We start from the raw sequence: 21,275 nt of genomic DNA, 5'->3' as shown, positions 1-21,275 counted from the left end.
CCGTTATGCCCGCTTCAGAATACCTTAAGGGCCATATCCGGGGGAAGAGCATGCTCGTAACGTGTTGCTTTCGTGACCCGACCGGTGTCCCGGGCACCGCAGAATGTGTCTTTGGCTGACCCCCCAAACCTGCGGTGTCAGACGGTCCTTGGTAGGTTAGCGAGGTGACTGACGTGCCCCCCAATTCCGAGCCCCGCGAGCCGAGGACTGCAGTACCGAGGCAGGTTTCCGCTGAATCAGAGGCCACGGCGACCCTGCCTGTGCGCAAGATGCCGGTGCGTAAATCCACGGTCAGAACGGCCCCGGCGCGCACGCCGGGTACCCCCCGTCCGGCCACAGCGCGCCCCACCACCGCCTCCGCCAGGGCAGCCGCGGCGGATCTCGGTGCCGATTCCGCTCCCGCTTCCGCGCTCACCGCGCCGAAGAAGCCGGTGGCCAGGGCCAGGCCCACGAAGGCCGTCGGGGCGTCGACTCCCGCCCGCGAGTCGGCGGCGGGCGAAGCCGTCTCCTCCGCCCCGGCGGCCACTCCCCGGACACCGTCCGCCCGGACGGCCGCGGCAAGGGCGACCGCCGCCCGCACGGCGGCGGCGAAGTCGGAGTCCGCCGTGAAATCGGGCGTGGCACGGGCCGGCGCGGCCAAGGCCACGGCCACCAAGACCAGCTCGGCGAAGGCCAGCGCAGCCAAAGCCAGCGCCGCCAAGGCCAGTGCGGCGAAGGCTGCAGCCGTTCGCGCGGCTGCGCTCCAGGCGTCGACCGGTCGGCTGGTTCCGGAGCCTGCCGGAAGCGGCGACGACTCGTCGGCCGGGGCCGCGGCATCCGTCGTCGACGGAGTGCCGTTTGTCGCGGACGTGCCGCTTGCACTCGAGGTGGCGGATGTGCCCCTCGCCGCGGACGTGCCGCTGGTCGCGGTGGCACCCGTTCGCGTCGAACCCGTCGTTGAACCTGTTGCCGACCCCCATGCCGTTGAGTCCGTCGTCGTTGAGTCCGTCGTCGTTGAGCCAGTCGTCGCGGAGCCGAAGCGTCCCGCATCCAACCGCACGCCCCGGAAGTCCGCGGTCGCACCGGTCGCGCCCACAGACCCTGCGGCGCCGATCGTCCTGGCCGTGAGCGGCCTGCGGAAGAGCTTCGGCCAGACCGTCGCCGTGGCGGGGGTCGACCTCGAGGTGCGGACCGGATCGTTCTATGGGATCGTCGGGCCCAACGGCGCCGGCAAGACCACGACGCTGTCCATGATCACCGGCCTGCTGCGGCCGGATGAAGGCTCAGTGACGATCAACGGGATCGACGTCTGGGGGAGTCCGATCGCAGCCAAGCGCCTGATCGGAGTGCTTCCTGACCGGTTGCGGCTGTTCGACCGGCTGACCGGCGCCCAGCTCATCTACTACTCCGGAGTTCTGCGCGGGCTCGATGCCGTGACGGTGCGGAAGCGTTCGGCGGACCTGGCCGTGGCCTTCGGGCTGGAGGAGGCTCTCAACCGGCTGGTCGCCGACTACTCGGCCGGTATGACGAAGAAGATCGCCCTGGCCTGCGCCATGATCCACTCGCCACGCTTGCTGGTACTCGATGAACCGTTCGAATCCGTGGACCCGGTCTCGGCCGTCAACGTCACCGAGATCCTGCAGAAGTACGTGGCCAGCGGGGGCACGGTCGTGCTCTCCAGTCACGGTATGGACATGATCCAGCGGGTCTGTGACCATGTGGCCATCATCGTGCAGGGTGCCGTTCTGGCGTCCGGCACCGTTGACGAGGTGCGCGGTGAGTCGACGCTCGAGGAACGGTTCATCGAACTGGCCGGCGGTCGCAAAGTGGCGGAGGGCATGGAGTGGTTGCACAGTTTCTCGGACTGAGACTCCGTCTGCTCGCCAATCTCTTCCGGCGCAGCCCCTGGCAGATCGTGGGCATCGCGATCGGGCTTTTGTACGGGCTCGTCCTAGCGCTGGGCCTTCTGGTTCTGCTGGTGGGGCTGCGATTCACCGGTGACGTCGAGGCCATCCGCGACGGCATGGTCGTCTGCGGGGCATTCGTCATGCTCGGCTTCCTGCTGGTCCCGCTCGTGTTCGGCGTCGACGACGCGATGGACCCGCGCAAGTTCGCGATCATGGGCATTCCGAATCGGCAGCTGTCGCTCGGACTGGCGGTGTCCTCGGTCATCGGGGTGCCCGCGTTCGTACTGGCTCTGGTTCTTCTCGGCACCGTCGTGACCTGGTCGCGGGGCATCCTCGAGACACTCCTGGCCCTGGTGTCCGCCGTTGTGCTGCTGGCCACGTGCATGCTGGCGTCGCGGGTCAGCACGTCCCTGGCCGCATTCCTGCTGGCGACCCGCCGGTCGCGCGAGTTCACCGGAATCATCGGCGTGCTGGTGCTGGTCATGATCGCGCCCGTCGTGCTCCTGGCCCTCAACTTCGACTGGGAACAGTACGGCCTCGACCTGCTCGGAGGGCTGTCCGCGATTCTCGGCTGGACGCCGCTGGGCGCGGCCTGGGCCGTTCCGGGAGACGCGGCGACGGGTTCCTGGGGCACGGCTTTCCTGAAGCTCCTCGTGGCACTGGCGACGGTCTACGTGCTGTGGCAGGCGTGGCAGGGCCTCGTCGCCCGGATGCTGGTCACGCCGGGTCGGGAAGCCCCGGCTCGTCAGTACGGCGGTCTCGGGTGGTTCGACCGCATGCCGCACACGCCCGTCGGCGCCATCGCCGCCCGCAGCCTCACCTACTGGCGCCGCGACTCGCGGTACTGGATGTCGCTGATCATGATTCCGATCATCCCGGTGCTCGTGATCATCCCGTTGAACTTCGCCGGGATCCCCCTGTCCTACCTCGCACTGCTCCCGGTGCCCCTGATGAGCGTCTTCCTGGGCTGGACGCTGCACAACGACGTGGCCTTCGACCACACCGCCGTCTGGCTGCACGTGGCTTCCGGCACCCGCGGTTTATCCGACCGGCTCGGCCGCCTCGTTCCGGCCCTGATGGTGGGCATCCCCCTGATCGGCATCGGGTCGGCGATCAGCATTTCCGTCTACGGCGACTGGACCGCCCTGCCTTCGGTGCTGGGAGTGAGCACGTGCATCCTGCTGACCGGGCTTGGCTTCTCGAGTTACGCCTCAGCGCGGTTCCCGTACCCGGCGACGAAACCCGGAGACAGCCCCTTCTCCCAGCCGCAGGCATCGGATACTCCGGCGGCCTTGATCCAGTCCCTGACGTTCGCCGGCTCGATCGCCCTGTCCCTCCCGGCCATCGCCTGCGGACTGCTGGGGGTCTTCGTCAGCCCGATCTGGCATCTGCCGGCCCTCCTGCTGGGCGTGGGCGTGGGCATCCTGACCCTGACTCTCGGGGTCTGGCTGGGCTCGCGGGCGTTTGATCGACGGGGCCCGGAGATGCTCGCCTCAGCAATCCGCGCCTGACCCGGTGCTCCCTGCCGTTTCCGAGCGGGGTTGCCTAGAATGTCAGGCATGACTGAAGACTTCCGTGCGAGCATCGCAGAACCCGGCAGCCCCGGCGCCGGCGGCGGCACATCCACGCTGGACCGCGAACTCGAAGAACTCCTCAACCGGGAGCAAATCGAGCCGGGCGACCACGAACGTTTCTCGCACTACGTGCCCAAGGACAAGATCCTCGAGTCCGCCATCTCCGGCAAGCCGGTGAAGGCACTGTGCGGCAAGAAGTGGCTGCCGGGACGCGACCCGGAGAAGTTCCCGGTCTGCCCGACCTGCAAGGCGATCTACGAGAAGATGAAGGCCTCCTGACCCCCAAGCGCTGACCGTGCGGCGGTACGGCCCTGGCGGAGCGGTAGGGCCCTAGCGGTACGGTTCTAGCGGTACAGGGTCGGCAGAACGGGGTCTCCGCGCCCCAGGCGGAACGCTTCCATCGGCAGTTCCTGCATGACGGATGCGTGGTGGGCGCGGGCGAGCAACGTTCCGGCCGTTCCGAGGTAGCGGTCGTCGAACACGCCGGCGGTCACCAGCGGCACGAGCAGTACGCGGTCCCGCCCCTCCGGCTCGGCGGGCGGGGCGGCATCCGCCGGATCCTCGCCGATCAGGACGACCTCGGCGCGGGCGATCCCCGCCGCGTCGAGTTGCCGCACGGACCGCTTGCGCCCGCCGACCGAGATCTTCGCGGGAGACGTCTTGGCGACCGAGACCCATTCACCGGCGTCGTCCCGGTGGGCCACCAGCTTGTAGACCATGCCCGCCGCGGGGGACCCGGATCCGGTCACGACCGAGGTGCCCACCCCGAAAGCGTCGACGGGCGATGCGGACAGCGCCGCGATGGAGTACTCGTCGAGGTCGCTGGTGACCGTGATGCGGGTGTTGACGGCGCCGAGCGAGTCCAGCCGGGCGCGGGCGCTCGCGGCCACGGTCGGCAGGTCGCCGGAATCGATGCGGATGGACCCGAGCTCCGGGCCGGCCACGTCGACCGCCAGCCGGATGCCCTTCTCGACGTCGAAGGTGTCCACCAGCAGCGTCGTCGCCGGGCCGAAAGCGGCCACTTGCGCGCGGAAGGCGTCTTCCTCGCTGTCGTGGAGGAGGGTGAAGGAGTGGGCGGCCGTGCCCATCGTGGGCACACCCCAGCTGCGTCCGGCTTCGAGGTTGCTGGTCGAGGCGAACCCGGCGATGTAGGCGGCACGGGCGGCGGCCACGGCGGAGTACTCGCCCGTGCGCCTCGATCCCATCTCGGCCAGGGGCCTGCCCAGACTCACCGACACCATCCGCGCGGCCGCGCTGGCCACGGAACTGTCGTAGTTGAGCACGCTGAGGATGAGGGTCTCGAGGATCACGCACTCGGCGAAGCTGCCGTCGACCGTGACCAGGGGGGAGCCGGGAAAGTACGCCTCGCCCTCCTGGTAGCCCCAGATGTTGCCTCGGAAGGCGTAGTTCGCGAGCCAGTCGAGGGTGGGCTCGCGAACCACCTTATTGTCACGCAGCCAGGTGAGCTCGGCATCCTCGAACCGGAACGAACGGATCAGTTCGAGCAACCTGCCGGTGCCGGCCACGATGCCGTAGCGGCGGCCGGAGGGCAGTCGGCGTGCGAAGGCCTCGAACTGGCACTCCCTATCGGCGGTGCCGCTCTGGATCGCGGCATCCACCATCGTGAGCTCGTAACGGTCGGTGCGGAACGCTGAGGATTCGGTCACTCGGAAAGCCTATCCCTCGGCCTGACTCGGCCTCGTCAAAGAGTTCGGCTTACAGCGCCCCGAAGGCGACGATGCAGTTCTGGCCGCCGAAGCCGAAGGCGTTGGCCAGCGCGAACTTCACCGGCTTCTCCCGGGCCACCCTGGGCACGTAGTCGAGCGTGCAGTCCGGGTCGGGGGTCGTGTAGTTGATCGTGGGTGGGATGATTCCGGTGCGGATCGATAGCGCGCAGAGCAGGCCGGAGAGGGCGCCCGCGGCCCCGATCATGTGGCCGGTCATCGATTTGGGTGCGGTGACGGCGATGGAATCGGCAGCCTGACCGAGCGCCTGGCGGATCGCCGAGGTCTCGGCCCGGTCGTTGGCCTGGGTGGAGGTGCCGTGGGCGCAGATCATGTCGATGTCGCTCGGGTTCAGCTTCGACTTGATGAGGGCGCGGGTCATGGCCAGGCTCGCGAATTTGCCGGTGGGTTCGGGCGCGACGATGCTGTGGCCGTCGCTGGTGAGGGCGCCGCCCAGCACCTCGGCGTAGATCTGGGCACCGCGGGCGCGGGCGTGGGAGAGCAGCTCCATCACGAAGACGACCGCTCCCTCCCCGAAGACGAGTCCGTTGCGGTCGGCGTCGAATGGGCGGGAGGCCTCGGCCGGCGAGTCGTTGTTCGTGGAGGCCGCGTGCATGGCGTTCAGTCCGGCGAACATGACGGGCGTGATGGCGGCCTCGACACCGCCGGCGATGACGACGTCGGCGTCGCCCATGATGAGCATGGTGCGGGCTTCGAGGAGCGCATAGGCCCCGCTGGCGCAGGCCAGGGCGCTCGCGTTGACCGGGCCGTGGATGCCGAGGTCGATCGCGACCTCGCAGGCGGCCATGTTCAGCAGGGCCGAGGGCACGAAGCGCGGCGGGATGCGCCGGGAGTCTCCGGAGTTGACGAGCTCGGTCGCTTCCTGGATCTCCGCGAAACCGCTGACGGCGCTGTTGACGACGACAGCCGTGTCGATCCCTTCCATCGAGGTGCCGAAGCCGGCATCCGCCACCGCCTCACGGGCCGCGGCGATCGCGAGCTGCGAGGACCGGGAGGCGCGCTTGACCTGCTTTACGGCCATATGGTCGGCCGGAATGAAGTTCTTCACCTCGCCGGCGATCTGCGTCGGCAGACCGGTGGGATCGAACTGGGTGATCCGGGCGACGCCGCTGCGCCCGTTGGTGAGGCCTGACCACGTGTCGCGCCAATTGTTCCCCAGCGGCGTCAAGGCGCCCAGCCCGGTGATTACAACTCGATCATTCACGGTGATCATCTCCTCAAACGGCGAATGTGACGCCATCTTTGTGCGGATCTCGTCGGTTGGCGGCACCCGTATTTCGAGTGTAGTTACGGCCATATTCCCTTCTCGGTACGTGCCGGCATCCGTGCCGTGAGTCTGGGAATGCGCCCTGAAAGCACTCAGTTCCGCGGCCCGGACTGCAGGCGACCGCGCTGTCGGGCGAGCTGTCAGGGAATCCGGGTAGGCTCGTCTGTCGTGACGGATGCACCGATAGGAATCTTCGATTCCGGAGTGGGCGGCCTGACCGTCGCCCGGGCGATCAAGGATCAGCTGCCCAACGAATCGATCCTCTATATCGGCGACACGGAGCACTCCCCGTATGGTCCGAAGAAGATCGCAGATGTGCGCGGCTTCGCCCTGAAGGTGCTCGACGACCTGGTCGCGCAGGACGTGAAGATGCTGGTGATCGCCTGCAACACCGCGTCGGCTGCCGTGCTGCGGGACGCCCGCGAGCGCTACAGCGTTCCCGTGGTGGAGGTCATCCAGCCGGCGGTGCGGAGCGCCGTCCGCGCCACCCGCAACAACCGTGTCGGCGTGGTCGGCACCCTCGGCACCGTCAACTCCCTCGCCTACGACGACGCGTTCGCCGCGGCCACGAACATCCGGCTCTTCACCCAGGCCTGCCCCCGATTCGTGGAATTCGTCGAGGCGGGCGTGACCACCGGTGACGAGCTGCTCGCCGTCGCCGAGGAGTACCTCGCCCCGTTGCAGGCCGCGGAGGTCGACACCCTCGTCCTCGGCTGCACCCACTACCCGTTCCTGCGCGGCGCCATTTCGTACGTGATGGGCGACGCGGTCACCCTCGTCTCCAGCGACACCGAAACCGCCAACGACGTGTACCGGCTGCTCGTCAGCCAGGGCCTGGCGCGCACCGAGGCTGCGCCCCCCAGCTACCGGTATGAGGCCACCGGCGACAGCGCCGAGGATTTCCTTCGCCTGGCCCATCGCCTGATCGGACCGGAAATCTCCCGGGTCGACCTGGTCGAGACCGGCTCATTCAGCCTGAGCGAACTTGCCGAGTTCGCCGCTTCGCACCCCACCATCACCAAGGAGATCTCGTGACCGATATTGTGCGCGTAGACGGACGAACCACTGACCAGCTGCGCCCCGTCACGATCGAGCGAGGCTGGAGCGACCAGGCCGAGGGCTCCGCACTGATCTCGTTCGGACGCACGAAGGTTCTCTGCACAGCCTCCTTCACCAACGGCGTTCCGCGCTGGATGGCCGGCAAGGGCAAAGGCTGGGTCACGGCAGAGTACTCCATGCTGCCGCGTTCCACCGATTCCCGGATGGACCGCGAGTCGGTCAAGGGCCGGATCGGCGGCCGCACCCACGAGATCAGCCGTCTGGTCGGGCGGAGCCTGCGCGCCGTCGTCGACATGAAGGCCCTCGGCGAGAACACCATCGTGCTGGACTGCGACGTGCTGCAGGCCGACGGCGGCACCCGCACGGCGGCCATCACGGGTGCCTACGTCGCCCTCGCGGACGCGCTCGAGTGGGGCCGGGAGAAGAAGTTTCTCAGCCAGAAGGCTCAGCCGCTCATCGACAGCGTCTCGGCCATCTCCGTCGGCATCGTCGGCGGCGTGCCCATGCTCGACCTCGCCTACGTCGAGGACTCCAAGGCCGAAACCGACATGAACGTCGTCGTCACGGGCCGCGGCCTCTTCGTCGAGGTTCAGGGAACGGCCGAGGGTGCTCCCTTCGACCGGCAGGAGCTGAACTCGCTACTCGACCTGGCACTGGCGGGCACGGTGTCCCTGACCGAGTTCCAGAAGACGGCACTGGGGCGTTAGGGCCGTGCAGGTCGTTCTCGCCACCCACAATCCGCACAAGGTCGAGGAGCTGCGTCGCATCCTCGCCCCGAAGCTCCCCGCACTCGAGGTTCTCGCCTATGACGGCCCGGAGCCGGTCGAGGACGGCGCCACCTTCGCCGAGAACGCCCTGATCAAGGCGCGCGCCGCCGCCGCGCACACCGGGCTGCCGGCGATCGCCGACGACTCGGGGATCTGCGTAGACGTGCTGGGCGGGTCGCCCGGGATCTTCTCCGCCCGGTGGGCCGGTCCCGCAAGGGACTCGGACGAGAACCTGCGGTTGCTGCTCTGGCAGCTCGGTGACATGGGCGCCGAACACCGCGGGGGCCACTTCACCTGCGTGGCCGCGCTCGCGCTGCCCGACGGCACGGAATGGCACGTGACCGGTGAATGGCCGGGGCAGATCCTGACCGCGCCGAGCGGCTCCGGCGGTTTTGGCTACGACCCGATCTTCCTGCCCGACGGCTACGCCATCTCCGCCGCCGAGCTGACGCCCAACGTGAAGAACGAGCACAGCCACCGGGCCCGTGCCTTCGACAAGCTGATCCCGGTGTTGCAGACCCTGCTCGCGGTGTGACCTTCCCCGTCCCACCGCCCCGCCCCTGAACCAATTCGACGGAGATATTGCTCTAAACAGGCGGTTTCGAGGCTTTCGGGGCCGTTTCGGGCAGATTCTCCGTCGAATTGGTTCGGGGCCGGGCCCTGACGGGTGGGCTCGGACCCGGTGGGCTCGGACCCGGCGGGAGCAGGCGCGGTGCTCGATCCCGGAGAGGGGCCAACTGGCGGGGCGGCGTCGCTCGCCATACCGTGGACGCATGGGACACGATCACGCGCACACCTCGCAGACGAACCGCGCGCGGCTGTCGTTGGCGATCGGCATCGTCGCGACCGTGCTCGTGGTCGAAATCATCGGTGCCTGGCTGACCGGCTCGCTGGCCCTGCTGGCGGATGCCGGACACATGTTCTCCGACCTCGCCGGACTGCTCATCGCGTTCGCGGCGACCGTGGTGGCGGCCAGGCCGGCCACGGACCGGCAGACCTTCGGCTATCGGCGGGCCGAGGTGTTCGGAGCGCTCCTGAACGGGCTGATCCTGGTCGGCGTGGCGATCTCCGTCACGGTGGGTGCTCTCACCCGGCTCCTCGGTGCGGACGGGGGAGAGGTACGTGCCGCGCCCATGCTGGTCGTGGCCGCCATCGGACTGGTCGCCAACCTCGCGGCGCTGCTGCTGCTGCGGCCGGCGGCGAGCACGTCGATCAACATGCGCGGTGCCTACCTGGAGGTGCTCGGCGACACGCTCGGATCGGTGGCCGTCATCGTGGCGGCCGCGGTCATCCTGTTCACCGGTTTCGAACAGGCCGACGCGATCGCGTCGCTGCTCATCGTGGGCATGATCGCGCCCCGGGCGTTCGTGCTGCTGCGCGACGTGGTGCGCGTGTTCAGTGAATCCGTTCCGGTCGACACGGATGTCGCGGAGATCCGGCGGCATCTGCTCGCCACATCAGGCGTCGTGGCCGTGCACGACGTGCACGTCTGGGCGATCACGTCCGGCGCCCACGTCTTCAGCGCCCACGTCGTGGTCGAAGCGAGCGTGCTCAGCGGGGGAGGCTCCGGGGCTCTGCTCGACGCGCTGTCGTCCTGCCTGGCGGAGCATTTCGACGTGGACCACTCCACGTTCCAGCTCGAACCGGCCGGGCACGCCGAGCACGAGGACAACCCGCACCTCTGACCGGCGAGCCGCAAGGCGGTCAGCACGGGTCCGGGGCGCCGGCGCCGGGTCAGCTGTCGCGCGTGTGCTCGTCGTTCCGCTGCTCGGGGTCCTTGGGCTCGTGTCCGCCGTCGAAAGCGTCGGAGTCGAGGACCAGAGTGCCGGTGTGGGTGGCAACCCCGCCGGTGCGCGTGGCGCGCCGGGCCTTCAGCACGGACTGCAGGTAGTGATAGACGGTGGGAATGAGCGTGATGAACACCGCTCCCAGAAGGATCAGGTCGATGTAATTCTGCACGAACTCTGCGACGGGCGGGATATAGCCCAGGAAGAAGCCGAAGTAGGTGAGGCCGGCGCCCCAGAGGAGGGCCCCGATCAGGTTGTAGAGCGAGTACTTGCGGTAGTCCATGTGGCCCACGCCCGCGGCGACCGGGGCGAACGTGCGCACGATGGGCACGAACCGCGCCACAATCACGGCGACCCCGCCGAAGCGCACGAAGAACGCGTTCGTGCGCTCGACGTTCTTGACGCTGAACAAACCCGATTCCTTGCGTTCGAACACTTTCGGTCCGAATTTATGCCCGATCAGGTAACCGGCTTCGCCGCCGAGGAATGCCGCGAACCCGATCGCCAGGGCCACCCACCAGATGTCCATCTGGATCACGCCGGCGAAGGTGAGGAGGCCGGTGATGACCAGCAGGGTGTCGCCGGGGAGTAGGAAGCCGACGAGGAGCCCCGTCTCCGCGAACACGATCGCACACACGCCCAGCAGCGCCCACGGGCCGAAGCCGTTGATGAGCACCTCCGGATCGAGCCAGGGGATGACGGCCGCAGGGGCCAGAGCAGTGTGAATCACGTAAAAACTCCTGTTGGCGTCGGTCAGATCGGCCGGGCGGCGGGATCACGGGATGCTGTGTTACAGGCTAGCCCGTATTCTCGATAGAACGCCGTGGGGCACTATGAGGTTGCCGGTCCATCGAGGAGCCCGTCGCCGCCCTCCGCCGATGCGGCATCCTGCCTGGTCTGGGCGCGGTCGGCGAACCAGGTTCGCAGTCCGAACACGATCGAGGCGGCGATGAAGACACCGGCAATCACGTATGTCGCGCTCTTGACGCCGGGGATGGCCGCCGCGTAGTAGCCGGTCAGGGTGAGCCCGACACCCCAGGCCAGCGCTCCGACGAGGTTGCTGCTGAGGAACTTGTAGTAATTCATGCGGCCGACACCGGCGATCACCGGCACGAAGACCCGCGCCCAGGGCATGAACCGGGCGACGACCACCGACCACCAGCCGAACTTGCGGTAGAAGGACTCGGTCTTGACGATGGCCGCGCGGGTGCGGCGCCCGCCGTGCCGATCGAGGTACGAGCGGCCGAAGTGGCGCCCGAGCAGGAAGCCGACTTGGTCGCCGAGGAAGGCGGCCACCCCGGTTCCCACGGCCAGCACCGCGATGCTCAGGTTCGGTGTCGACGCCGCCACCAGGCCCGACCCGAACAGGAGCGAGTCGCCGGTGATGAAGGGGATGAACACCCCCAGGAAGACCGCCGTGCCCGCGAAGACCAGCGCCCAGACAAGCAGATAGAAGACCACGACGCCGGTGTTCGCCAGCAGGTCGTTCAATTGGCCGTCCAGGGCCGACATGTGACTCATGTGCGGGAGAGGGGACTTGAACCCCCACGCTCGAAAGCACAGGAACCTAAATCCTGCGTGTCTGCCAATTTCACCACTCCCGCGAAGTGCGGTTCCAGTGTACTTCGTGCGCCCGACCTGCCCGTGAGCGCGCGGGCCCGCGGGTGCCCCCGTCACCAGCGAGCCGGCTCAGGGGGCGGATGCGACTCCGAGCAGAGACTGCGAGAAGGCGGACGTCTGGGCCCGGAGGGCGGCGACGACGGCGGCCACGGCCGGCTGGTGCAGGGAATCCTGCCTGAGCACCATCCAGTACTGCAACCGCTCGTGGAACTGGTCCGGCAGCAGGCGCACCAGGTCGGCATGCCGGTCGCCCATGAAGCACGGCAGGAACCCGATTCCGGCCCCGGCGCGGGTCGCCTCGACGTGCACGAAGACGTTGGTGGAGCTCAGCGACGCCCGCATCGAGGGCACGAGGCGTCGCGGCGCATCCAGATCATCGACCAGCAGCATCGAATCGACGAAGTAGACGAGCGGATGCGTCGTCAGCTCCGCCACGGTCGTCGGCGTGCCCTTCTCGGCGAGGTAGTCTCTCGACGCGTACATGCCCAGCAGGTAGTAGCCCAGCCGAAACGCCTCGGCCCGGTGCGCCTGGGGCTCGCCCACCACGACCTCGATGTCCAGGCCCGAGCGGTGCTGGAGGGCACGGCGGGTCACGGTGACGATTTCCACCCGTAGCGCCGGGTGGGTTCGCTGCAGCGCGGCGATGGCCGGGGCGGCGATGTAGGCGCTGAAGCCATCCGTTGCCGACATGCGCACGACGCCGGACAGTTGGTGCGGCCGGTCCGTTGGGCCGTTCAGGATCGCGACCGCTGACTCGACGTTCTCGGCGGCGTTGAAAGCACGTTTGCCCAGTTCGGTCAGCTCCCACCCGCCGACCGTGCGGGAGAGCACCCGCCCGTCCAGAGCCCTCTCCAGTGCGGCGATCCGGCGGGAGACGGTGGTGTGGTTCAGGCCGAGGCTCTCCGCGGCCGTGGTGAAGCGACCGGTGCGCGCGACGGCGAGGAGAATTAACAGGTCGTCCGGGTTGGGCGAGGAGGCCGGGGTGGGCTGGAAGCTCATATCTGCAAGTATGCACATAGTGTGTGTAGATGTGGTCATTGATGCAGATCGGTGTGGCGGGAATACTCAAGGGATCCGTTCCGGGTAGAACGGGGCCCATCCGTAATTCACCACGAAGTGTCAGCGACGACACCGAAGGAGTCAGACATGAGCGTCAATCAGCGCGTCGAAGCCGGATCATCCGGACGGAGTGCCAGCGAAGAGACATCGGGCCTGAGAAAGATCGTGGCCGCGTCGATGGTGGGCACAGTCGTCGAGTGGTATGAATTCTTCCTCTATGCCACGGCAGCGAGCCTCGTCTTCGGCAAATTCTTCTTCCCGAACGCCGGCAGCGAACTGGACGGCATCATCGCCGCGTTCCTCACCTACGCCGTCGGGTTCATCGCCCGGCCGCTGGGCGGCATCGTCTTCGGCCAGATCGGCGACCGGCTGGGCCGCAAGCACACCCTGCAGGTCACGATCATCCTGGTCGGCGTGGCCACCTTCCTGATGGGCTGCCTGCCGGGTTACAACACCATCGGCTACTGGGCTCCGGCCCTGCTGGTGGCCCTTCGCTTCGTGCAGGGCTTCGCCGTCGGCGGTGAGTGGGGCGGCGCCGTGCTTCTGGTCGCAGAGCACAGCCCCGACAAGTCCCGTGGCTTCTGGTCCAGCTGGCCCCAGGCCGCCGTTCCGGTCGGCAACCTCCTCGCCACGCTCGTCCTGCTGACCATGTCCTGGATCCTGCCCGCCGAACAGTTCATGAGCTGGGGCTGGCGCGTCGCATTCTGGCTCTCCGCGGTGATCGTGGTCATCGGCTATTACATCCGCACCCACGTCAGCGAGGCGCCGATCTTCCTGGAGGCCCGGGCTCAGGTCGAGGCCGAGAAGGCGGTCAGCTACGGCGTCATGGAGGTCGTGCGCAAGTACCCGAAGGGCATCCTGGGAGCCATGGGCCTTCGGTTCGCCGAGAACATCCTCTATTACACGATCGTCAGCTTCTCCATCGTCTACCTGGTCACGGTGCACCAGTACGACACCAGCAAGCTGCTGCTCGCCCTGTTGATCGCCCACATCGTGCACTTCCTGGTGATCCCGCAGGTGGGACGGATGTCCGACCGCTTCGGTCGCAAGCCCGTGTACCTGGCCGGGGCCATCCTCGGTTCGACCTGGGCCTTCTTCGCCTTCCCGATGTTCGACACCCAGAATCCCGTCATCATCGTGGTGGCCATCACCATCGGACTGTGCTTCCACGCCCTGATGTACGCGGGGCAGCCGGCCATCATGTCCGAGATGTTCCCGACCCGGATGCGCTATTCGGGTGTGTCCCTCGGCTACCAGGTCACGTCGATCCTGGCCGGCTCGATGGCTCCGATCATCGCCACGGCCCTGCTGAAGGAATACCAGTCCTGGGTTCCCGTTGCCTTCTACCTCGTGATCGCCTGCGCCATCACGGTCGTCGCAGTCGTGACGCTGAAGGAGACGAAGGGGATCTCGCTGCGAGAGGTCGACGCCGTCGACGCCCGCAAGCACGGTCTGGAGCCGGTCGCGAACGGCGCCTGACCAGCCGCCCCCGCCCCGCACGCACGAGCGCGATACACGCAGTACAGAGGACAACGCAATGACTGATGCATTCGAGGCCGCTTCCATCGCAGGGTGGGAGCGGCCTCGGCCGCTCGCCGGCCGCACAGCCCTAGTCACCGGGGGAGCCAGCGGGATCGGGGCCGCCGTGGTGCGCTCCCTTGCCGAACGGGGTGCCCGGGTCATCGTCGCCGACATCGATCGGGCGGCCGCGGAGGCGCTCGCCGCGGAGGTCGGCGGATCCAGCTGGGCCGTCGACCTGGCCGACACGCACGCACTGACCGACGGGGTGCTGGCGGAAGCGCTCGCCGGGGTGGACATCCTCGTCAACAACGCCGGAATCCAGCGGATCAACCCGATCCAGGACTTCGCCCCGGCCGACTTCCGTCTCATCCTCGCCCTGATGCTCGAGGCCCCGTTCCTCCTGGTCCGGGCCGCCCTGCCGCACATGTACGCGACCGGGTTCGGGCGCATCATCAACATCACCTCGGTGCACGGCATCCGCGCCTCGCCGTTCAAGAGCGCCTACGTGGCCGCCAAGCACGGCCTCGAGGGCCTGTCGAAGGTCACCGCTCTCGAGGGCGGCGAGCACGGGGTGACGAGCAACTGCGTCAGCCCCGGCTACGTGCGCACGCCCCTGGTGGAGAAGCAGATCGTGGACCAGGCGGCCGTTCACGGCATCCCGGAAGCGGAGGTGCTCAGCAGCATCATGCTGACCGAGAGCGCCATCAAACGCCTGGTCGAACCGGCAGAGGTCGGCTCGCTCGTTGCCTGGCTGGCATCGACCGACGCCGCCATGGTCACCGGGGCCAGCTACACGATGGACGGCGGCTGGTCGGCCCGCTGAGCGCGGTATTACCTGCGGCGCTGCCCGTGTGGCCAATTCAGGAGATGCGTGTCGAGTGGCGGCATGCCGCGCGTGTTTCCGCGGTCCGGCTGCTCGGGTGCCCGGCATCTCCTGAGTTAGCCACATTCGGCGGGGGACACTGGCCGCCTCGACTGAAGACGCCGGGTGCGGAACAGGCGCGCGATGGACGGGGCTGTGGATAAGTCCGGCGGCGCCTGCCCCAGGTGGGCGATCATGCAGGAATGAGCGAAGCCGTCCGTATCATCACCGAGCAGGTTCGGTCCCGGGTGCGCCGCGACGGCGTGGACCTGGCCTCCGACAACCGGCTCACCGAGCAGTACGTGCGTGACGAACTTCAGCGATACAGCGAGCGGGCCCTGGGCAGCTCGCTCCCGCTGATCGGTGACGAGCGCCAGGCGGCGCGGGAGGTGGTGGCCTCCCTGACCGGGTTCGGGGCGCTGCAGCCGTTCCTCGACGACCCGGGCATCGAAGAGATCTGGATCAACGCGCCCTCCCGGGTGTTCGTGGCCCGCGACGGCGTGCCGGAGTTGACCACGATGGTGCTGACCGAGACCGAGGTGCGGGACCTGGTCGAACGGATGCTGCAGGCATCCGGCCGCCGTGTCGACCTCAGTTCGCCGTTCGTCGACGCCTCCCTGCCCGACGGGTCCCGGCTTCACGTCGTCATCCCCGACATCACTCGCCGGCATTGGGCCGTGAACATCCGCAAGTTCACCCGGCGCATCCGTGATCTGCAGCAGCTCGTCGGCCTCGGGTCGCTGACCCAGCAGTCCGCGGAGTTCCTCCGGATGTGCGTGCTGGCCGGCCAGAACATCCTGGTCTCCGGAGCCACCCAGACCGGCAAGACCACCATGCTCAACGCCCTGCTCTCCGCCACCCGCACCACCGAGCGGATCGTGACCGTGGAGGAGACCTTCGAACTCGACCTGGCCGCGCGTGACGTGGTGGCGATGCAGTGCCGCCAGCCCAGTCTGGAGGGCACCGGGGAGATCACCCTGCGGCGCCTGATCAAGGAATCGTTGCGGATGCGCCCCGACCGTTTGATCGTCGGCGAGGTGCGCGAGGCGGAGAGCCTCGACCTGCTGATCGCCCTCAACAGCGGGTTGCCCGGAATGTGCTCGATCCACGCCAACAGCGCCAGGGACGCCCTCGGCAAGCTGTCCACGCTGCCGCTGCTGGCCGGTCGCAACATCGATTCGGCATTTGTGCTGCCGACCGTGGCCGGTTGCATCGACATCGTCGTGCACTGCGCGATCGACCGGCACGGCCGCCGTCGGGTGACCGAGGTCATCGCCCCGAGCGGCGGGCTGACCGGTTCCGTGATCGAGGCCAGCCCCATCTTCCTGATGCGCGAGGGCGCCCTGGAACCCACGGGCGGCCACCCCACCAAACTCGCCAAGTTCCGCGCGGCCGGGCTGGACCCGGCAATCGTGCTGCGGCCGGGGGCAGCATGATCCTGGTGATCGGATGCCTGCTCGGCGCCGGGCTCCTCCTGGTAGCGGCGCCGTTACTCTGGCCCCGGGCCGACCAGGCGGCAGAGCGGAGCCCGGCGCGGGGCCGGTTGCGGGGCATCCTCGCCCAGGCGGGACTCGGTTCGCTTCCGCTGGCGGCCTTCGTCGCCATCTCGCTGGTGCTGGGGCTGGCCGTGGCCGCCCTGGCGCAGGCGATTCTCGGCATCGCTGCTCTGTCGGTTGTCGCGGGGCTCTCCGGGCTGGCGCTGCCGCTGGTGACGGCGTCCCGGCGGGCGCGGGCCCGCCTTCGTGCGAACCGGGCGGTGTGGCCCGACGTCGTCGACCACCTCGTGTCCGCGGTGCGATCGGGGCTGGCGCTGCCCGACAGCGTGGGCAGCCTGGCCGGGGCCGGACCGCTGTCGACCCGGTCGTCGTTCGCCGCGTTCGCGCGTGAGTACCGGGCGAGCGGCAATTTCTCCGCGGCGGTGGACGAGCTGAAGGCGTCCCTGGCCGACCCGGTGGCCGATCGCATCCTCGAGACCCTGCGGATGGCCAGGGAGGTCGGCGGTTCCGACCTCACGGTCGTGCTGCGGAGCCTGGCCGCCTGGCTGCGGCAGGATTCTGCCATCCGGTCGGAAATCGAGGCCCGACAGTCCTGGATCGTGAGCGCGGCGAGGCTCGGGGTGGCAGCACCCTGGATCATCCTGCTGCTCCTGGCCTCCCGGCCTGAGGCGGCAATCGCCTACAACACCGCCTCCGGGGTGGTGGTGATCGTCGGCGGCCTGGTGGTCTCCGTCGTGGCCTACCAGGTGATGGTGGCCCTGGGGCGGCTGCCGGAAGAACGACGGTGGTTCCGGTGAGCGCTCCATTGGCCTGGGCACTTTTCTGCGGCACGGCGCTGGGCGTCGGCCTGTGGTCGCTGGCGAGCCTGGTGCCCCGGCTCAGCCGCCCGCGCCTGGTGCAGCGACTGGCGCCGTACATCCTCGACGTCTCGGCCGAGGCCCGGGCGTTCGTCGGGCGCACCACGGTGCACCCGATCCCCGTACTCGGCACCCTGTTCGCGCCGACCTTCGGCGGCCTGAAACGCGGGTTCGCGGCCGTTCTCGGCGGTACGGACACGATCGAACGGCGCCTGCGGCAGTCGGGATCCAGCCGCACGGCCGATGCCTTCCGTTCGGAGCAGGTCGTCTGGTCACTCATCGCCCTGGCCGCCGGGGCGGCCGCGGTCACCACGGTGCCGACCCTCCGCACCCTGCCCGTGCTCATGCAGGTCGGCCTGCCGGCCATCGCGGGGGTGTGCGGCGCCCTCGCCCGGGACTGGGCGCTGAAGCGGGCGGCCACCGCCCGCCTGGCCCGGATGCAGAGCGAGTTCCCCACGGTGCTGGAGTTCATGACGCTGTCGCTCTCGGCCGGCGAGGGGATTCTGGATGCCCTGGGCCGGGTGTCCCGCACGAGCACCGGCGAGCTGTCCCGCGAGCTGGCGGGGGTCGTGGCCGACGTGCGCACGGGTGTGCCGCTGTCCGCCGCGCTGCAGAATCTCGCTCGCCGGATTGCGCTGCCGTCGGTGACTCGCCTCGTCGACCAGGTCGTCGGAGCGCTGGAACGCGGCACCCCGCTGGCGGACGTGCTGCGCGCCCAGGCGCAGGACGCGAGGGACGAGGCCAGGCGGGGACTGATCGAGGTGGCCGGGAAGAAGGAGGTCGCCATGCTCGTGCCGCTGGTGTTCCTGATCCTGCCGATGACGATCCTGTTCGCGATCTTTCCCGGCCTGTTCATCCTGCAGAGCGGGTTCTGACGTGCCGTCCCTTCAACGAAGTGCCCACCGGGCGACCGCCCGATCAAGGAAGCTGCCCCATCGAGAAGGAGAGCAATCATGAACACACTGAGACGGCGTTTCCCGGTGCGATGGTCAGATGAGCGGGGCGACGTTCCGGGCTGGGTGCTGATCACCCTGATGACGGCCGGCCTGGTCATGATCATCTGGGGCCTCGCCGGCCCCGCCCTCAGCGGCGTGTTCCAACAGGCCATCGACAGGGTCAGTGGAATGTAGGCCCCGGATGACTTGGCCGCGGATGACCGGACCCCGGATGATTTGGCCCCGGATGACTGTGGCGTGGCGACGCCGGACGGGCGCGCTCGCCGGCGAGAGCGGTTCGGCGGTCGCCGAGTTCGTGATGGTCGGGGCGCTGCTCACCGGGCTGACGCTGGCCGTGATGCAGCTGGGGCTCGCCCTGCACGTACGCAACACCGTGCTCGACGCGGCGGCGGAGGGGGCCCGGTACGCCGCGCTCGCGGACAGCGGCCTCTCCGACGGCGCCGCCCGCACCCGGGAACTGATCACCACGGCGATCGGTCCGTCGTTCGCGACCGACGTGCAGGCCGGGTACGGCGATTACGAGGGCTTTCCCAGCGTGGAGGTGCGGGTGATCACGCCTCTGCCGCTGATCGCACTGTTCGGTCCGGGCCGCGGGCTGGAGGTGGTGGGGCATGCTGCCGTCGAGGACCTGCGCTAGTCCCGCCGAGTCGGAGCGCGGCTCGGCCTCCCTCGAATTCATCACGGCGGGCCTGATCCTGCTCGTGCCGCTGGTCTACCTGGTCCTGGCGATGGCGGCGCTGCAGGGCGGCGCGCTCGCCGTCGAGGGGGCCGCGCGCCAGGCCGCCCGCGTCTACGTGCAGGCTCCCGACGAGGCCACGGCGACCGCCCGGGCCGAACGCGCGGTGCAGTTCGGGCTCGCGGACTACGGCATCGACGCAGCGGACGCCGAGATGAGCGTCGACTGCCGGGCCGACACCGACGGATGCCTGACCCGCCGGGGCACGGTCACGGTCACGGTGCGCATCCGGGTGCCCCTGCCGCTGGTGCCGGATGTGCTGTCGCTGCGGAACGGTTCCAGCGTGCCGCTCGAGGCCTCGGCGACGCAGACGGTGTCCCGGTTCTGGCGGTCCGGATGAGCGGCGGGGGACCGGGGCGGCGGGCGGTGGTCCGGCGAGCGTCGGCGCGGCCCGGCGACGAGGACGGCTCGATCCTGTTGCTGACCATGTTCTACGGTTTCCTGGCCCTGGTGCTGATCCTCGTCACCGTGGCGGCCACGTCCCTGTACCTCGAACGGAAGCGGCTGCTGACCCTCGCCGACGGCGCAGCACTGGCCGGGGCGGAGGCCTTCGACCTCAGCGCGGTGGCCGTCACGACGGACAGCTCCGGCCCGGTGCTGCGGGCCGCCCTGGTGTCTGCCGACGTTCACGCGGCCGCCGCGGAGTATCTGGACACCGCCCCGCACGGCGGCATCGCGGGGCTGGAGCTGGCCGGGGCGGCATCCGTCGACGGGAAGAGCGCCACCGTGACGCTGACTGCCTACTGGCGGCCCCCGGTGCTCGCCGTCGTGCTGCCGGCCGGGGTGCCGATGGAGGTCACGGCGGTGGCGCGCTCGGTGTTCCGGTAGGGCGACGGTGTTCCGGTAGGGCAGATGACCCCGCGGCGCGGAACATCCGTGCCCGGCCGAACCGGTACTCTCGAAAAGCGCGCCTGCCCCGGCCGCGGGGAGGAGCGCTGTGACCGCGAAACGCGACCGCCTGACCGGTGCGGGCGCCCAGGTCGTCACAGAGGTCAGCATTAACTTCGGCTCGTCCCTCGCCGGCCTCGCCATCCCGCTCGTCGGCTCGCCCGTCGTGGTCGCGGTGCGGCAGCTGGTGATGGCGGCGGCCGTGCTGCCGTTCTACCGGCCGAAACTGGCCGGCCTCAGCTGGCGGCGCCTCTGGCCCGCCCTGGCCCTGGGCGTCGTGCTCGCGGTGATGAACCTGACCTTCTACGAGGCCGTCGACCTGCTCGGGCTCGGCATCGCCGCCACCATCGAGTTCCTGGGGCCCTTCGCCCTGGCCCTGGCCTCGTCGCGCCGCCCCCTCGACTTCGTGTACGCCACCGCGGCCGCGGGCGGGGTGTTTCTGCTGACCTGGTCAGACGGCACTCTGAACGTGCTCGGCGTTCTCTATGCGCTGACGGCGGCGGCGGCTTGGGCGGCGTACATCCTGCTGACCCGGCGGGTCGCCACCGCCTTCCCTGGCCTGGAGGGCATCTCCGTGGCCAGCGTCGTCAGCCTGACTCTGCTGGTGCCGTTCGCGCTGATCACGGTCGACTGGTCCAGCCTCGACTGGGGCGTGCTCGGGCTTCTGCTGGCGATCGGGGTGCTCTCGTCGGCCTTCCCGTACACGCTGGACACCTTCATCCTGCGCCGGATCACCCCGCGTCTCTACGCGATCATCACCAGCTTCGGGCCGGTGATCGCCGCGTTGTTCGGTGCGCTGGTGCTGGGGGAGACGTTCCTGTTACAGCAACAGATCGCCATCGTCGTGGTGTGCGTCGCGGCCGGGGCCGCGATCGCCGGCCAGCGCGAGACACCTAAATCCGAGCTCGAGATCGTCGGGGGCGCGGTCCCCTGACCGGGCCCCCGGGCATCCGTCGCCCGCTCCTCGGCAGCTAACCAATTCGACGGAGATTCTGCTGTAGAATCACGCTTTCGGCCGGTTTGGGGCCGATTCCGGCAGAATCTCCGTCGAATTCGTTCAGGACGAAGCCGGCTCCTGTGACTTGACCGTCTAGGGGCGTGGGTCAGTAACGGCAAAGTTTAAAACGCCGCCGGATTTCCCGTCCTTGGCCGTGGGGTCTGGGAAAATTGCTTATGAGCGATTCTGATGGCCTGT

At 68.8% G+C, this 21,275-nt stretch carries 22 protein-coding genes and 1 tRNA gene; 17 read left to right on the top strand and 6 right to left on the bottom strand.

The window, feature by feature from the left end:
- The first annotated feature begins 275 nt into the window (after nt 1-275).
- The 3 genes from E3T37_RS17330 to E3T37_RS06615 are packed head-to-tail and all read left to right on the top strand — an operon-like array spanning nt 276 to nt 3,739.
- Complete coding sequence (locus E3T37_RS17330; protein ID WP_241981010.1) at nt 276-1,847, top strand: ABC transporter ATP-binding protein; 1,572 nt, start codon at nt 276-278, stop codon at nt 1,845-1,847.
- On the top strand, nt 1,823-3,397 hold the full coding sequence (locus tag E3T37_RS06620; RefSeq protein WP_241994544.1) for a hypothetical protein: 1,575 nt from the start codon (nt 1,823-1,825) through the stop codon (nt 3,395-3,397). Before E3T37_RS17330 ends, E3T37_RS06620 begins: the two co-directional genes overlap by 25 nt.
- 48 nt (nt 3,398-3,445) lie before the next feature.
- The gene (locus tag E3T37_RS06615) at nt 3,446-3,739 is read left to right on the top strand and encodes a DUF3039 domain-containing protein (protein ID WP_134366020.1); all 294 of its coding nucleotides are present in this window, start codon (nt 3,446-3,448) and stop codon (nt 3,737-3,739) included.
- A 65-nt stretch (nt 3,740-3,804) separates the two neighbouring features.
- On the opposite strand, the gene E3T37_RS06610 is transcribed toward E3T37_RS06615, so the two are convergent.
- The gene (locus tag E3T37_RS06610) at nt 3,805-5,127 is read right to left on the bottom strand and encodes a nicotinate phosphoribosyltransferase (protein WP_134366019.1); all 1,323 of its coding nucleotides are present in this window, start codon (nt 5,125-5,127) and stop codon (nt 3,805-3,807) included.
- Nucleotides 5,128-5,176: 49 nt separating this feature from the next.
- Nucleotides 5,177-6,409: a beta-ketoacyl synthase gene (locus tag E3T37_RS06605; protein ID WP_198415990.1), complete on the bottom strand. Its 1,233-nt coding sequence runs from the start codon at nt 6,407-6,409 to the stop codon at nt 5,177-5,179.
- Nucleotides 6,410-6,640: 231 nt separating this feature from the next.
- Here E3T37_RS06605 and murI point away from each other — a divergent pair, with 231 nt between their 5' ends.
- The 4 genes from murI (at nt 6,641) to E3T37_RS06585 (ending at nt 9,983) form a co-directional block, all read left to right on the top strand.
- Nucleotides 6,641-7,507, top strand: a complete 867-nt coding sequence (gene murI, locus E3T37_RS06600; RefSeq protein ID WP_134366018.1) for a glutamate racemase — start codon at nt 6,641-6,643, stop codon at nt 7,505-7,507.
- Nucleotides 7,504-8,238, top strand: a complete 735-nt coding sequence (rph, locus tag E3T37_RS06595) for a ribonuclease PH (RefSeq protein ID WP_134366017.1) — start codon at nt 7,504-7,506, stop codon at nt 8,236-8,238. Before murI ends, rph begins: the two co-directional genes overlap by 4 nt.
- 4 nt (nt 8,239-8,242) lie before the next feature.
- The gene (gene rdgB, locus E3T37_RS06590) at nt 8,243-8,833 is read left to right on the top strand and encodes an RdgB/HAM1 family non-canonical purine NTP pyrophosphatase (RefSeq protein WP_134366016.1); all 591 of its coding nucleotides are present in this window, start codon (nt 8,243-8,245) and stop codon (nt 8,831-8,833) included.
- A gap of 238 nt (nt 8,834-9,071) precedes the next feature.
- Entirely contained in the window at nt 9,072-9,983 is a 912-nt protein-coding gene (locus E3T37_RS06585; protein WP_134366015.1) for a cation diffusion facilitator family transporter, read from the top strand.
- Between the two features lie 49 nt (nt 9,984-10,032).
- On the opposite strand, the gene E3T37_RS06580 is transcribed toward E3T37_RS06585, so the two are convergent.
- The 4 genes from E3T37_RS06580 to E3T37_RS06565 all read right to left on the bottom strand — a co-directional run bounded on the left by E3T37_RS06580 (nt 10,033) and on the right by E3T37_RS06565 (nt 12,704).
- Nucleotides 10,033-10,815, bottom strand: coding sequence for a DedA family protein (locus E3T37_RS06580; protein ID WP_370261904.1), 783 nt, complete (start codon nt 10,813-10,815; stop codon nt 10,033-10,035).
- A 101-nt stretch (nt 10,816-10,916) separates the two neighbouring features.
- A complete protein-coding gene (locus E3T37_RS06575; protein ID WP_241994543.1) occupies nt 10,917-11,606 on the bottom strand; it encodes a DedA family protein in 690 nt (229 codons plus the stop codon).
- 1 nt (nt 11,607) lies between these two features.
- Nucleotides 11,608-11,689, bottom strand: a tRNA-Leu gene (locus tag E3T37_RS06570).
- Nucleotides 11,690-11,774: 85 nt separating this feature from the next.
- Entirely contained in the window at nt 11,775-12,704 is a 930-nt protein-coding gene (locus E3T37_RS06565; protein ID WP_241985431.1) for a LysR family transcriptional regulator, read from the bottom strand.
- Between the two features lie 147 nt (nt 12,705-12,851).
- Here E3T37_RS06565 and E3T37_RS06560 point away from each other — a divergent pair, with 147 nt between their 5' ends.
- The 10 genes from E3T37_RS06560 (at nt 12,852) to E3T37_RS06520 (ending at nt 21,014) form a co-directional block, all read left to right on the top strand.
- On the top strand, nt 12,852-14,243 hold the full coding sequence (locus tag E3T37_RS06560; protein WP_134366013.1) for an MFS transporter: 1,392 nt from the start codon (nt 12,852-12,854) through the stop codon (nt 14,241-14,243).
- Between the two features lie 58 nt (nt 14,244-14,301).
- A complete protein-coding gene (locus E3T37_RS06555; RefSeq protein ID WP_134366012.1) occupies nt 14,302-15,108 on the top strand; it encodes a 3-hydroxybutyrate dehydrogenase in 807 nt (268 codons plus the stop codon).
- A 242-nt stretch (nt 15,109-15,350) separates the two neighbouring features.
- Nucleotides 15,351-16,583: a CpaF family protein gene (locus tag E3T37_RS06550; protein ID WP_134366011.1), complete on the top strand. Its 1,233-nt coding sequence runs from the start codon at nt 15,351-15,353 to the stop codon at nt 16,581-16,583.
- Entirely contained in the window at nt 16,580-17,440 is an 861-nt protein-coding gene (locus E3T37_RS06545) for a type II secretion system F family protein (protein WP_134366010.1), read from the top strand. The genes E3T37_RS06550 and E3T37_RS06545 overlap by 4 nt, the downstream gene beginning before the upstream one ends.
- Nucleotides 17,437-18,375, top strand: coding sequence for a type II secretion system F family protein (locus E3T37_RS06540; RefSeq protein WP_134366009.1), 939 nt, complete (start codon nt 17,437-17,439; stop codon nt 18,373-18,375). Before E3T37_RS06545 ends, E3T37_RS06540 begins: the two co-directional genes overlap by 4 nt.
- Nucleotides 18,376-18,453: 78 nt before the next feature.
- Nucleotides 18,454-18,630 carry a hypothetical protein gene (locus tag E3T37_RS16760; protein ID WP_166787107.1) on the top strand — a complete coding sequence of 59 codons (177 nt, stop codon included), beginning with the start codon at nt 18,454-18,456 and terminating at the stop codon, nt 18,628-18,630.
- A gap of 52 nt (nt 18,631-18,682) precedes the next feature.
- Nucleotides 18,683-19,093: a TadE/TadG family type IV pilus assembly protein gene (locus E3T37_RS06535; RefSeq protein ID WP_134366008.1), complete on the top strand. Its 411-nt coding sequence runs from the start codon at nt 18,683-18,685 to the stop codon at nt 19,091-19,093.
- Nucleotides 19,068-19,532 carry a hypothetical protein gene (locus E3T37_RS06530; protein WP_134366007.1) on the top strand — a complete coding sequence of 155 codons (465 nt, stop codon included), beginning with the start codon at nt 19,068-19,070 and terminating at the stop codon, nt 19,530-19,532. Before E3T37_RS06535 ends, E3T37_RS06530 begins: the two co-directional genes overlap by 26 nt.
- 26 nt (nt 19,533-19,558) lie before the next feature.
- Nucleotides 19,559-20,020 (top strand): pilus assembly protein TadG-related protein, encoded by a 462-nt coding sequence (locus tag E3T37_RS06525; RefSeq protein ID WP_241975888.1) that lies wholly within the window; start codon nt 19,559-19,561, stop codon nt 20,018-20,020.
- Nucleotides 20,021-20,129: 109 nt separating this feature from the next.
- Nucleotides 20,130-21,014: a DMT family transporter gene (locus E3T37_RS06520; protein ID WP_134366005.1), complete on the top strand. Its 885-nt coding sequence runs from the start codon at nt 20,130-20,132 to the stop codon at nt 21,012-21,014.
- The last annotated feature ends 261 nt before the right edge of the window (nt 21,015-21,275 follow it).

The sequence above is a fragment of the Cryobacterium sp. TMT2-10 genome (assembly GCF_004403075.1).
GTDB classification, from domain to species: Bacteria; Actinomycetota; Actinomycetes; order Actinomycetales; family Microbacteriaceae; genus Cryobacterium; species Cryobacterium shii.
This window is presented reverse-complemented; position numbering and strand designations above follow the sequence as displayed.